The 13,379-nt window shown below is 44.9% G+C and carries 9 protein-coding genes; 3 read left to right on the plus strand and 6 right to left on the minus strand.

Going from position 1 to position 13,379, the window contains the following annotated elements:
• Window positions 1-56: 56 nt before the first annotated feature.
• A complete protein-coding gene (locus tag QZ076_RS10290) occupies window positions 57-1,532 on the plus strand; it encodes an arylsulfatase (RefSeq protein ID WP_293713104.1) in 1,476 nt (491 codons plus the stop codon).
• A gap of 58 nt (window positions 1,533-1,590) precedes the next feature.
• Here the strand turns inward: QZ076_RS10290 and QZ076_RS10295 are convergent, their stop codons facing one another.
• The 5 genes from QZ076_RS10295 to QZ076_RS10315 form a co-directional block, all read right to left on the minus strand.
• Window positions 1,591-2,178, minus strand: a complete 588-nt coding sequence (locus tag QZ076_RS10295; RefSeq protein WP_293713083.1) for an RNA polymerase sigma-70 factor — start codon at window positions 2,176-2,178, stop codon at window positions 1,591-1,593.
• 117 nt (window positions 2,179-2,295) lie between these two features.
• Window positions 2,296-3,198, minus strand: coding sequence for a nucleotidyltransferase (locus tag QZ076_RS10300; protein ID WP_293713085.1), 903 nt, complete (start codon window positions 3,196-3,198; stop codon window positions 2,296-2,298).
• A gap of 120 nt (window positions 3,199-3,318) precedes the next feature.
• Window positions 3,319-4,860, minus strand: coding sequence for an alpha-N-arabinofuranosidase (locus QZ076_RS10305; protein ID WP_293713087.1), 1,542 nt, complete (start codon window positions 4,858-4,860; stop codon window positions 3,319-3,321).
• Window positions 4,861-4,876: 16 nt separating this feature from the next.
• Window positions 4,877-6,256, minus strand: a complete 1,380-nt coding sequence (locus QZ076_RS10310) for a glycoside hydrolase family 27 protein (protein ID WP_293713089.1) — start codon at window positions 6,254-6,256, stop codon at window positions 4,877-4,879.
• A gap of 207 nt (window positions 6,257-6,463) precedes the next feature.
• Window positions 6,464-7,282: a DUF6261 family protein gene (locus QZ076_RS10315; protein ID WP_293713091.1), complete on the minus strand. Its 819-nt coding sequence runs from the start codon at window positions 7,280-7,282 to the stop codon at window positions 6,464-6,466.
• Between the two features lie 622 nt (window positions 7,283-7,904).
• On the opposite strand from QZ076_RS10315, the gene QZ076_RS10320 reads away from it, so the two are divergent.
• The gene (locus QZ076_RS10320) at window positions 7,905-8,354 is read left to right on the plus strand and encodes a helix-turn-helix transcriptional regulator (RefSeq protein WP_293713093.1); all 450 of its coding nucleotides are present in this window, start codon (window positions 7,905-7,907) and stop codon (window positions 8,352-8,354) included.
• Between the two features lie 233 nt (window positions 8,355-8,587).
• Here QZ076_RS10320 and QZ076_RS10325 read toward each other — a convergent pair whose 3' ends face one another.
• Window positions 8,588-10,927 carry a beta-galactosidase gene (locus tag QZ076_RS10325; protein ID WP_293713095.1) on the minus strand — a complete coding sequence of 780 codons (2,340 nt, stop codon included), beginning with the start codon at window positions 10,925-10,927 and terminating at the stop codon, window positions 8,588-8,590.
• A 156-nt stretch (window positions 10,928-11,083) separates the two neighbouring features.
• Here QZ076_RS10325 and QZ076_RS10330 point away from each other — a divergent pair, with 156 nt between their 5' ends.
• Window positions 11,084-13,126 (plus strand): M13 family metallopeptidase, encoded by a 2,043-nt coding sequence (locus QZ076_RS10330; RefSeq protein ID WP_293713096.1) that lies wholly within the window; start codon window positions 11,084-11,086, stop codon window positions 13,124-13,126.
• The last annotated feature ends 253 nt before the right edge of the window (window positions 13,127-13,379 follow it).

The raw sequence follows: 13,379 nt of genomic DNA on the forward strand, positions 1-13,379 counted from the left end.
TAAATATGAAAGATTTTGTATTAATAAAGAATACTGGTTTGTCTGTTTTGGGTATAATGACCTTATTCTCTTGTCAGACCAAACCGGAAACAAAACAGAAACAGCCGAATATTATATATATTTTAGCCGATGACCTGGGATATGCTGAACTTGGATGTTATGGTCAGAAGCAAATTGAAACTCCTAATATCGATAAACTAGCCGAAAATGGGATGCGTTTTACACAGCATTATTCAGGGACAGCTGTATCTGCTCCTTCACGTTGTGTATTACTAACCGGAAAACATACAGGGCATTCTTATATCCGTGGGAATGATGAGATGCCGGAAAGAGGGGATGTATGGAGTCATGAGGCTATGTTGGCTGACTCTACATTAGAGGGACAACGCCCACTACTTGCAGGAACGCAAACACTGGCCTCTATGATGAAGTCCGCTGGATATACCACTGCCTGCATTGGAAAATGGGGATTGGGTTATCCCGGGTCTGAAAGTACTCCGAATAAAGTCGGGTTCGATTTTTTCTATGGATATAATTGCCAACGTCAGGCACATACCTATTTTCCGCCGTTTTTGTACAGAAATGAAAACCGGGAGTATTTATCAAATGTTTTATTGGAACCTGGTACAAAACTGAGTACAGGAGTTGATATAATGGCTTTAGAAAGTTATACAAAATATAGTCAGAAAGAATATGCACCGGATTTGATGTTCAAAGAAATTACTTCATTTATCAATGAAAATAAGGATGTTCCTTTCTTTATGATGTGGACAACTCCTCTACCTCATGTTCCGCTTCAAGCTCCTGAACGCTGGGTGAAACATTATGTGGATAAATTTGGTGATGAAGTTCCTTATACGGGGGATAAAGGATATTTCCCGTGCAGATATCCTCATGCAACTTATGCTGCAATGATCAGTTACTGGGATGATCAGATCGGAGCGCTTATACAACAATTGAAGGATCTGGGGATTTATGAAAATACGTTGGTGATCTTTACCAGTGATAATGGACCGACATTTAACGGAGGTACAGATTCTCGCTGGTTTGATAGTGCAAGACCTTTTAACTCGGATCAGGGTTGGGGGAAGGCTTCTCTTCATGAAGGAGGTATTCGTGTGCCGATGATTGCTGCTTGGCCGGGGCAGATAAAACCAGGAACAGTGACCAATCATGTTTCTGCCTTCTGGGATGTGATGCCCACTTTGGCGGATATTGCAGGAGTGGCTGTTAATCAGGTAGATGGAATCAGTTTCCTTCCTGTGTTGCAAGGGAGAGTGCAGCCGGAACATGAATACTTATATTGGGAGTATCCAGAAGGGAGTGGCTCGAAAGCTATTCGAGTAGGAGATTGGAAGGGATATATTCCTGACATAAAGAAGGGAAATACTCGAATGAGTTTGTATAACCTGAAAGATGACCCTACTGAACAGTATGATATAGCCACTGAACATCCCGATATTGTTAAGCAATTGGAACAAATGATGTCGGAGGCTCATATAGATCCGGTAGTAAAAAGCTTTGAAATGTAACCTGAACATAAAAAGGAGAGGAATAACAATCGGTATCAAACAGATTTTGTTCCTTTTCTTATATAACAATATATAGCAATAAGCTTAAAGAAATATCTGTATACTTGCTGAAATGATTTTTAATGAAACGCAGAGATTCGGATATATGCTCCTGAACGGTGTTAACCGATATTCCTAATTGGGCGGCAATTTCTTTGTGAGTCATATTATCTTCCCGGCTCATGTTAAATATCTTTTTCCTTTGAGGAGGCAATGCCTCTATTGCTTCTTTCAGTATTTTCTGATATTCTGTATAGATTAGCTCGGACTCGATGATATCTTCTTCTACGGGGTTTCTTTGTGCAAGTATAGACTTTACTTTGATGTCAATATCTATATCCCGAAAATAATTCAATATTCGGTTACGAGCCATTGTGTAAAGGAAAGAAGAGAAGGATAAATCTGGATTAATAAAGTTTCGGGACTCCCAGATACGGATAAAGATTTCCTGAACAATATCATTCGCCTCCTCTTTTGACTTGAGCAGATTAAGACAGAAGTAATACAACTTGTCTTTATAGCGGATATATAATTCGCTAAAAGCAGTTTCATCATCCCGTATAAGAAGGTTAACTAATTCAGTATCCGTATTTTCTCTGATCCCCATGTCTCCTCTCTGTAAGTAGTATGCAATATTACTACATTTTTCAGAATAAAAGAAATTCCCGAAAAGAATTACCGACAACGGTATTCCTTCCGGGAATTTACATATATGTTTTATCAATTAAAACAACTTGCTCGGATATTCACCTGCATCTACCAATGCCTGGATCTTATCGACTACACCCTGACGGTCGGCGGCATAAGTTACACCGAACCATTTGGAAGTAGTGTCCCATACTTTAACACGGGCTGTACCGTTTGTGATCAGCTCGTTAACCATCAGCGGAATGAAATATTCGCTTTTCAGGTTACTCATATTCTTTTTCAGGAAGTCTTTGAAGAATTCTTCTGAATAGGCAAAGTAATCGGGAGTGAATCCCCACATATTCATGGATACCGGAGTGTTCTCTTCCAGAACTACTTTCTTGCCGTTTTCGTCGATAAACTGGATATCACCGTCGATACGTTCGATAGCTGTACGTTCTACAACGCCTGTCAGGTAACCTTCTGCATTTGTTTCGCAAACGCCACGGGCTACTGAACCACTTTCGCTCAATGTATTACCAACACGATACCCTACCATGCAGTAGTCATTTTTCTTACCGTACATTTCTGTCAGCGCTTTACCTAATACGGCGAAGCTGTCGCGTCCATAGAAGTCGTCGGCGTTGATAACGGCAAACGGTTCTTTGATAACATCTTTACCCATCAGGACAGCGTGATTGGTTCCCCAAGGTTTTTCGCGGCCTTCCGGGCAAGTGAAGCCTTCCGGCAGGTTATTCAGGTCCTGGAATACAACTTCAACAGGAATATGATTTTCGTATTTGGAAATGATCTTTTCGCGGAAATCTTTTTCAAATGATTCACGGATAACAAAAACTAATTTTCCAAATCCACCGCGGATAGCGTCGAAAATAGAGTAGTCCATGATTGTTTCACCATTAGGGCCCAGACCGTCAAGCTGTTTCAAGCCCCCGTAGCGGCTACCCATTCCGGCAGCTAATACAAATAATGTAGGTTTCATAATTCTTTTATTTTAGATAATGTATTTTTCATTCTGTCCGGCAAAGGTAGAAAACTATTGACAAATGACAATTCACATTTGGAATTAATTTCATCTTATCTGGCAGAAACAGAATCTCGATTATTTCACTTCCAGCACCACAATCGATTTGGCTGGCATACTGATCTTCAGCTGGCCTTTTTCCACTTTAGCACCGTTGAAAGCTATCGGTTTTACGAAACCGGGTTTTTCAAAAGTGTTATGGTCGTTGATAGAAGGTGAGGTGAGGATACGGCCGTTCACACCGGTTATTTTTTGTCCTTGCAGGTCGAGGGTGATGTTTTGTGCTTCGTCTACATCTACATTTGCCAGGGTGATATGGATCGCTCCGTTTTTATCCTTTGAGGCGGATGCACTCAGCATCGGAACTTCCCGGTTGTCACGTACCAGGACCTTGTCGCAGATAAGATCCATCGGAAGGAATGTGGCATCCTGATGCACTTTATACATTTCGAAGACATGGTACGTCGGAGTCAGCATCATTTTCGGACCGTTGGTCAGGATCATGGACTGAAGTACATTTACGATCTGGGCAATATTGGTCATTTTCAGACGGTCGGTGTATTTGTGGAATACATTCAGGGAGAGGGCGGCAACGAAAGCATCCCTCATGGTGTTTTGCTGGTAAAGGTGACCATTGATAGTTCCCGGTTCTTCGTCCCACCAGGTGCCCCATTCGTCGAGCATCAGGGCTACGTTCTTTTTGGGATCGTATTTGTCCATGATGGTGATGTGTTTTTTGATAACATCTTCTATTTCGAGGCATTTGCCCATCGTCCAGTAATAATCATCTTTGTTGAAGTCGGTAGCCGATCCTTTGCTACCGCTCCATCCGGTCACAGTGTAATAGTGCAGGGAAAGTCCATCCATGCGACCACCTACGTTTTTCATCAGCGTTTCTGTCCAGTTGTAATCGTAATCGCTGGCACCGCTGGCGATCTTGAACAGGCGGTTGCCATCGTAATTACGGCAATAAGTGGAGTAGCGGCGATACAGGTCTGCATAATATTCGGGACGCATACTACCTCCGCAACCCCAGCTCTCGTTGCCGACACCGATGAATTTCACGTTCCAGGCTTTGTCGCGACCGTTCTGGCGGCGCAGGCGGGCCATCGGGCTGTCGCCTTCCGAGGTCATATATTCGATCCATTTAGCCATTTCCTCGACAGTTCCGCTTCCTACATTGGCGCTGACATAAGGTTCGCAGCCCAGTAGTTCACAGAGGTTCAGGAATTCGTGGGTACCGAAACTGTTGTCTTCGATTGTTCCTCCCCAGTTGTTGTTCACCATCTTTGGGCGGTTTTCTTTAGGACCGATGCCGTCCATCCAGTGATATTCGTCGGCAAAACAACCACCCGGCCAGCGCAAGTTGGGAATATGTAATTCTTTTAATGCCTGTAATACGTCGTTGCGGTAACCTTCTGTGTTGGGAATGTCGGATTCGGGACCTACCCAAAGGCCACCATAGATACAGGTTCCGAGGTGTTCGGCAAACTGGCCGTAGATATGTTTGCTGATCTGTTGTGTTCCCTGCTGGGGATATACACGGATGCTCGCATCTTTCTGGGCGAACAGGGGGAGTGCCAGAAAGGCAAGGGCACTGATAAATAACTTTTTCATCATGATATATATTTGTCGGTTAATTTTCAGAGACTAATTTGTATAGGACGGACGCGTGCGGAGGAAGGTCACAGCTTACTTTGTCACCTTTCTGTTCGACCGATTTGTTGTTCCACATATCCGTGATCAGGCAGTTATTGTTCAAACCCAGGTCTTTCAGCGGAATGTCGATAACGGCATTCCCTTTATCGTTCAGGTTGAACAGGGCGAGGTATATATCCCCCGTATTTTTATTTCTGGAAGTGATACCTACTTTTCCGTCCTGCTGGAACAGTTGGCGTACTTCCGTGCTTTCCTTGTGCATTTTGAGGACTTCCTCGTTTGTCAGCAGGGAAAGGGTAAATTCGTCGTTGCTGGGCAGGTCGCCGCCGAACATCAACGGGGAACGGAAGATGCAGAACAGGTTCATTAATGTATATTGTTCGTCGCGGGTCAGGCGGGTCATGCGGTCTTCACCCCGTTCTCCGCGGATAGAGATACGTCCGAGCGGGATCATATCGCAGTCAGGCCAGGTGCCCGGGGCAATATAAGGATACCATTTCCGGGCTACATCGAACAGGTGGGTGATATGAGGCCAGGTATCCCAAACATCGTCTACCATACGCCACATATTCGCATGATTGCGTACGTGGTCTGCGTTGGCAATCGGAGTTTCGCCAGGGGAAGTACTCAATACGATCGGCCGTCCGCAATGGTCGATGGCGTTTCGTATCAACTCGATCTCGCCGAGGTGGTAGGGGCGCGACAGATCATCTATCTTGATAAAGTCCACTCCCCAGGAAGCATAAAGTTCGAAGATGGAATTATAATACTCCTGTGCACCCGGCTTATCGGCAACGACCGTGTAGTTATCTCTCAGCCATTCGCATTGCAGTTCGGGTGAATAAATCTGGTCGGCAGTGATCTCCCCGGCACCTTTTACCGGCAGTTTCTTTTCGACCGCTTCTTTCGGGATACCACGCATAATATGGATGCCGAATTTCAGTCCTTTATTATGTACATAATCAGCCAATTCCTTGAACCCTTTGCCGTCTTTGGCCGACGGGAAGCGGTTTATGGCCGGCTGGTAACGTCCGTATTCATCCAATACATACCGGGGATCGGTTTGATTGTAACCGCCTGCCTTGTCGTTTTCCACGAACCAGCGGATATCTACTACTATATATTCCCAGCCGTATTCTTTCAGCTTGTCGGCCATATAGTCGGCATTCGCCTTCACTTCGTGTTCTTCCACTGTCGGGCCATAACAATCCCAACTGTTCCAACCCATAGGAGGGGTTTGTGCCCATTCTTTAAATTCGCCGGCTTTGAACGGCTCGGGCTGGCTTGTTTCTTTTTTCTGTGCGCAAGAGCTACATAGAACGGTCGCTGCAACCCATAATAATAACTGTTTTTTCATGATATACTGTTGTGATTTTTTATTATGTGTCAAAAATACGTTATATTTTTTGTTTCGCAGTACCACAAATTCGTCAAAAAGGGGGTATTTTGAGCCAAAACCCTACGAATTATTGTTTTTTATACAAATATTCCTTGAAACCGACAAAAAAAAGGCCGGCTCAAAGATTTCTGTTATGAAACAGTGATGAGTCGGCCTCTTATTATTTTATTCGATCACCGGGCGATCGTCGGGATCGGGTTCCGGTGTCGGATCGGGTTTGGGAGTCGGATCGACGGGGATATCGGGTTTCGTTCCGGCTTTGCGGCGTGAGAGGGTTTCGGAGAACTGCACGATCAGTGCGTTGATATTGTCGATCAGGCCGGCCAGCTTCGTTGCCTGTGCGGTATCGTGGGTAATCGTTTCGTTCACCAGCCAGAGGGCATTGACGGCCTTTATGGTTGCGCGATAGGCGTCGTCCACCTGCGTGCGTATAGTTTTCAGACTGTCGTTGCTGACGCGTCCGAGTTTGACATCGGAACGGTTCACATACAGTTCGTTGAACTCGTTGTTCGCCTGTTTCAATAGGGGAAGCACGTCGGTGAGGCCCAGGGCGGTAATATATGCCTGGTTGGCTTCACTTTCCAGCACCTGGAGGCAGTTGGTCACTTGCGCCGTGTTTTCGGCAGCCGGTTTCGAGGCTGCATCTTTGTAAGGTCTCATCTGGAACTCGATCTTCTGTGCTGCGGTCTTTTTTTCCGTCACCGGGCTGTAGAGCATGGCGGCAACCGTTTGTTTGACGTAGATGAAAAGATCGTCGCGTTCGCGGTCTTTTTCGTTCATGGCCTGTGTTTCTTCGTAAGCGCGGGTCTGTAGATAGAGGTCGTCTTCGCGTTTAAAAAGGTCGGCATAGGTTTTCTGAAGGCTTTCGATCTTCAACTCGGTGGCCAGGGCGGGGGTGGCGAAGGTGAGGACGTTGGCGTGAAACTGGAAATGCTCGGCGTTGCGGGCTCTTGATAAACTGGGAACTTCTACAATTTCCTTCATGTCTTTAGATTTAATTAATAAATAATGTCTCTTGTTTTGGTGCAATCTTGTTTTTCATTCAAAAAATACCAGTGTTTTTGTACAATCTTATTTTTTCGTTCAAAAAATGAAATTGTTTCGGTGCAATCTTGTTTTTTCATTCAAAAAATGAGATTGTCTTGCTGCACTTTCATTTTTTCAGTCCAAAAATCAAATTGTTTTGATACAATCTTATTTTTTTTATAAAATGGGGTGATTGCATGTATACAACGCTATAAATATAATCTTTTAAAAGAACCCGACCTAATTCCTCGGCCTGAATTTCAAAAAATAAACTGTCCTATCCTCTCGAACCGGGCAGTTTTCAACAAATTAATATGCCCCACTTAAAGCATATGAAATTTGATGTACCTATCATCGATCTCTATTTCCCCTTTCAAAAATTAGTAGGAGATGTGTTTCTGGGTTCTAAAATCATGCTTATACTTTGGTTTTACAAAGGTCGGTGATTCTTTATTCTCTGAAAAATCCATTCGCGCATAAAATATGCGGTGCATTGCATATTTTATGTAGTTTTCTTTCTGTCCTAGACAGATACTTAATTGTTTGTCCTTATATTTGTCTTCAATAAAATAAATAAGGTATGGAAAAAGATGCAGAACTGAAAAGAACCAAAAATGTAAACGAGGGTGCGAATGTCCGGAAATTACGCCAGATATTAGGTATCAAGCAGAGTGCTTTTGCTGAAAAGCTGGGAATAGACCAATCGGCCGTTTCCCGTCTGGAAAGTCGCCGGGTGATCGAAGAAGATATGCTGCTGAAAATAGCTAATATATTTAATGTATCTCCCAAAATCATTCAGGAGCTGGAAGAGAACCCGCTGTCGGTGGTGGTTGAGAATAATACGTTTGAAAGTGGAAGTTATAATTATGGAGGAACTATTAATGATGAAAATCACCAACATATTATCCATCCTCTTGAAAAAATTGTAGAATTAAACAAACAAACCAGCGACCTTTACGAGCGTATGCTTGCCCTCGAAAAAGAAAAATCAGCCTTGCTGGAACAGTTGTTGAAGGAGAAGCAAGGATAATATAGAATGTGAACCAAAATAACAGGCCTCGTAGGGGCGGGTTCCAAACCCGCCCAATATCAACAGGATGTAATCGTCACAACGGGCAGGTTTGGAACCTGCCCCTACGAAGCTGGTTATATTGGTTCATATCTGCCAATAACTGAAACAAAATCAGCCAGATTGTTATAGATTAAAAACAATCTGGCTGATTTAATTAATGGGCAATAATAAATTACAATTAATACCCTGTTTTAATACCTGAATGGCGTCATCCTCGTATACGCCTTGTAATCTTTAATCATTCCCGGGTATCCTTCTTCGGCACGGGGCAGGTAGCGGAAGCCGGAAACTGTAACCGTTTCGCGTAAATCGATCACCACCTGATGCGGGTATTTGGCCCCTCTGGCCGTACTCCAATAAGTTGACTCCTGCAAATCATAGATTTTATCGGCAGTGAAGTTTCCGCCGGATGTTTCTTCGCTATCGGCATAACCGATCTGCCAGTGCTGGCGTCCGAGCGGATTGCCGTTTTCGTCGAGCAGATAAAATTCTGCGATAGCTGCATTGTTTCCACCGTCCTGTGCGTTCAACGCTTCCAGGCAGAAATGACGGGCCTCGACAGGTGCATCGAACCTGACTTCCTGCCAGCCGTTACCGGCCTTTAACGAACCTTGTCCGACAGGGTTCTCATTTTTCAAATCCAGATTCTGGCCTTCTTTGCGGTTGGTGAGCGGTGCTTCGGCACGCAACATATCCAGAATCGGTTGGTTAACTCCTTTGATCGTTGCCTTTTCAGGGCCTTTCAGGTCGAGAACGATGATTTCGTTTTCACCTTTCTTCAACCAGCAACCGGGCATGAACAGCGTTTGCTGAGGGCCGATCTCCCAGAAACGTCCCATGGCCCTGCCGTTTACCCAAACCATACCTTTTCCCCAGGTTTGCATATCCAGGAATACATCACCGGGAGTTTCGAGGTTGAAGGTTGCACGGTAATAAGCCGGACCTTCCGTTTTTTTACCGGTTGCGAATTTTTTGTCTTTTACGAAAGAATAGTCGACCGGTAGATTGTATACCTGCCAGTCTTTCAGTTCGTCGGTAGACGATTCGGTGATAAGAGCCACTTTTTCGGTGATCCCTTTCCGGTCGTGGATGGCTTTGTCGAAGTTGACACGTCCCATCGCTTCGATCAGGATATCCAGTTGTGAACCGGCTGCTACAGCGGGTAACTTGATCGTATTTTCTCCGCGGCGGCGATCCAGGCGGCCTATCAGTTTACCGTCGACGAAAACCTGTGCCCAGTCGTGTACTTCGTCGATCAGCAGTGTTGTACCTGCTTTTACTGCCGGAAGAGTGGTTCGGTACAGGATACTTCCCCATCCCTGGTCGAACTGTTCCATCGTTTTTATATCGTGGCTGGTCTTCGGTTCCGGCAGATTGTCGAACAATAAAGCTGTTTCATTTAATTCGAATTCGGGGATTTCAATGACAGGGAATGCTTCCGGCACTTCCGGCATCACTTCGCCCGGTGCCATATAACCGGCCATGAATTCACGCAGTTTGTAATACTTCGGAGTCGTCCATCCGGCTTCACTGATAGGTGCGTCATAATCGTATGAGCTGCACATCGCCGAATAAGCCGGGCTGTTAGCGCCGCCCCAGTGTCCGAAGGTGGTACCTCCGTGAGTCATATAAAGAGAGAAAGAAATGTTACGGTCGAGCATGTCTTTCAGGCCGGCGATCATTGTCTCCGCATCCCTTGTCTCATGCTTGCGTCCCCAATGGTCGAACCATCCGCTCCAGAATTCGCTACACATCAGCGGGGTGTTCGGACGAGCCTCTTTCAGCTTTTTGAACTGTTCGTCTATATTGGCTCCGGTTCCGAAGTTGATAGTCCATACCAGGTCGTCGAGCGCATTGTTGAGGAAGTTAGAGCTCCAGTCGCACTGGAACAGCGGAACATCTGTAAATCCGGCTTCCCGCAGGATGTCCCGGTTCCTGGCTATATATTCTTTATCCGTAGCATACGAACCATATTCATTCTCCACCTGTACCATAATAATATTACCGCCGCGGGTAATTTGCAGGTCTGCCACTTGTTTTCCGATCTCATTCATATAGATACGGGTACGTTCCATGAAATAAGGATCGTTCGTGCGGAGTTGGATATCTTCTTTTTTCAACAGCCACCAGGGGAGTCCACCCATTTCCCACTCGGAGCAAACGTATGGGCCGGGACGTAGCATGATATACATATCGTATTTCTGTGCCAGCCGGCAGAATGCGGCAATGTCGTTTTGTCCGGTGAAATCGAATTCTCCCGGTTTCTGTTCATGAATATTCCAGAATGCATAGATGCAGATGGTATTCATGCCAAGGGCTTTACACATTTGGATACGATGTTCCCAATATTCCACGGGGATACGTGTGTAATGGATTTCGGCAGCTTTTATAACGAAAGGCTTGCCGTTTAACAGAAATGTTTTGTCACCTATCTCAAAGGTTCCTCCATTTCCGGATTCGTTCTTACAACCTGTCAATACGCAAATCAACAGGGCCATCAGAATTGTTACGGTCTTCATTGAGTAATTCATGATAAAAATTAAGTTTATAACTGTTTTCTGACGGTAAAAGTACATAATTTGCTACTGTGGTCAGGTATAATAATCGGTCATATTAGGATAAAAATGGTTCTATTTAGCTGATTTTGTATACCTTTGCGGCATAATTCAAGAAAACGTTGAACAAAAATGAGAAAGTTAATGGTAATTCCGTTGGTTGCTGCCGGTATGGTTGCAATGTCGGGATGCAGTAAATCACCTGTGAAGGAAACTGCAAAAGTAGACGCCATCGATCTGGCTAATCTGGACACAACAGTGGCGCCCGGAACTGATTTTTATCAGTATGCCTGTGGTGGCTGGATAGAAAAAAATCCTCTGAAACCGGAGTATTCACGTTTTGGCACATTCGACCAACTGCGTGACAACAATCAGGAACAACTTCGTTCGCTTATCGATGAACTGGGAAGCACTCCCCAGGAGGCTGGAAGCGTGGCTCAAAAGATCGGATCCTTGTATGAAATGGGATTGGATAGTGTGAAGCTGAATAAGGAAGGAATGGCTCCTATAAAAGACCAACTGGATGCGATCCAACGACTGGGAACGAAAGCGGATGTAGCCAAAATGGTCGCTATCTTGCATAAAGAAGGAATGTCGCCGTTCTTTGCCCTTTTTGTAGATGCCGACGAAAAGAACAGTTCGATGAATATCGTACAATTGTATCAGGCCGGTATCGGTATGGGCGACCGCGATTATTATCTGCTGGACGATGAAGCGACAATGAAAATGCGTGATGCTTACAAGCAATATATCAATCAACTGTTTACGTTGACCGGAGCATCCCCCGAACAGGCAGATGCAGCTGTAAATGCAGTAATGAAGGTTGAAACGGGTATCGCTGAAATATCTTTCAGCCGTGAAGACCTGCGTGACAGTCAGAAAAATTACAACAAGATCAAGCTGAGTGAGTTCAAAGCCAAAAACAACCCGATCGACTGGGATGTCTATTTTGAAAGCATGGGCTTGATGGAAATCGAATACCTGGATGCCAAACAACTTCCGTTCTATGACGCATTGGGAGAGTTTTTGAAAAATGTTTCTATCGACGAACAGAAATACTACCTGGCATTTAACCTGCTCGATGCCGCTGCTCCTTACCTGAGTGACGACTTCGTGACAACACAATTTGACTTCTACGGAAAGACAATGTCCGGAAAACAGGAACAACAGCCTCGCTGGAAACGTTCCCTGTCTACTGTGAACGGAGCCTTGGGAGAAGCTGTCGGCCAGATGTATGTGGCTAAATATTTCCCGGCTTCTTCGAAGGAAAAGATGCTGACACTGGTTGGTAATTTGCAGAAAGCGTTATCCGAACGCATCGCCGGCCTTGAATGGATGAGCGATGCAACGAAGGCAAAGGCGCAGGAAAAACTCTCTGCCTTTATCGTAAAGATAGGTTATCCCGATAAATGGCGCGATTACAGTGCATTGGAAATCAAAGACGACTCTTACTGGGCAAACGTATGCCGCTCGAATATCTTCGAAATGGATTATATGCTGGCACAGGCCGGAAAACCGGTCGACCGGTCTCGTTGGGGAATGACTCCGCAGACTGTGAATGCTTATTATAACCCTACGACGAACGAGATCTGTTTCCCTGCTGCCATCCTGCAACCTCCTTTCTTCAACCCGGAAGCCGATGATGCCGTAAACTATGGTGCTATCGGTGTCGTGATCGGTCATGAAATGACTCACGGTTTCGACGACCAGGGACGTAACTACGATAAAGACGGTAACCTGAGTGACTGGTGGACTCCGGAAGATGCTGCTCTTTTCACTGAACGTGCCGACCGCTTGGTTCAGCAGTACGACGATATCATCGTTGTAGACAGCGTACATGCTAACGGACGTTATACATTGGGTGAAAACATTGCCGACCAGGGTGGTTTGTTGGTATCTCACCTGGCTTATCTGAACTCACTGAATGGCAAAACACCGGCTCCGATCGATGGTTTCACCAACGAGCAACGTTTCTATCTCGGATATGCAACCCTTTGGGGACAGAATATCCGTCCGGAAGAAATCCTGCGCCTGACAAAGATCGACCCGCATTCATTGGGTAAATGGCGTGTCAATGCCGCCCTCCGCAACGTCGATACATTCTATACCGCTTTCGATATCAAAGAAGGCGATCCGATGTATATGCTGCCTGCCGACCGGGTGGTTATCTGGTAAGCTATACATTAAATTATATACTATAAAAGGAATCAGTGTCCAACTACTGGTTCCTTTTATAGTATATAATCGTATATCCCATCCGCTAGTATCTTTCTCTTTTTAGTAGAACATTTCGTCCTTCTTGCTTTTTATATTTAGGATCAAGTTATGATATTTACGCCTTACTAAATAGAAAGAAGAAATGAAGATCAAAAAATTTCACGAAAAAGGAGAGGTATCCTTACTGAGCTGTTTCCAACAGCAGGTCAAC

Origin of the sequence: uncultured Parabacteroides sp. (assembly GCF_905196875.1) — a bacterium.
In the GTDB taxonomy this organism is placed as follows: domain Bacteria; phylum Bacteroidota; class Bacteroidia; order Bacteroidales; family Tannerellaceae; genus Parabacteroides.

Coding starts and splice junctions, on each gene's coding strand:
- QZ076_RS10305 (WP_293713087.1), bottom strand. CDS start 4,860: ATGATGAAAAAGTTATTTATCAGTGCCCTTGCCTTTCTGGCACTCCCC.
- QZ076_RS10310 (WP_293713089.1), bottom strand. CDS start 6,256: ATGAAAAAACAGTTATTATTATGGGTTGCAGCGACCGTTCTATGTAGC.
- QZ076_RS10300 (WP_293713085.1), bottom strand. CDS start 3,198: ATGAAACCTACATTATTTGTATTAGCTGCCGGAATGGGTAGCCGCTAC.
- QZ076_RS10330 (WP_293713096.1), top strand. CDS start 11,084: ATGAGAAAGTTAATGGTAATTCCGTTGGTTGCTGCCGGTATGGTTGCA.
- QZ076_RS10290 (WP_293713104.1), top strand. CDS start 57: ATGACCTTATTCTCTTGTCAGACCAAACCGGAAACAAAACAGAAACAG.
- QZ076_RS10320 (WP_293713093.1), top strand. CDS start 7,905: ATGGAAAAAGATGCAGAACTGAAAAGAACCAAAAATGTAAACGAGGGT.
- QZ076_RS10325 (WP_293713095.1), bottom strand. CDS start 10,927: ATGAATTACTCAATGAAGACCGTAACAATTCTGATGGCCCTGTTGATT.
- QZ076_RS10315 (WP_293713091.1), bottom strand. CDS start 7,282: ATGAAGGAAATTGTAGAAGTTCCCAGTTTATCAAGAGCCCGCAACGCC.
- QZ076_RS10295 (WP_293713083.1), bottom strand. CDS start 2,178: ATGGGGATCAGAGAAAATACGGATACTGAATTAGTTAACCTTCTTATA.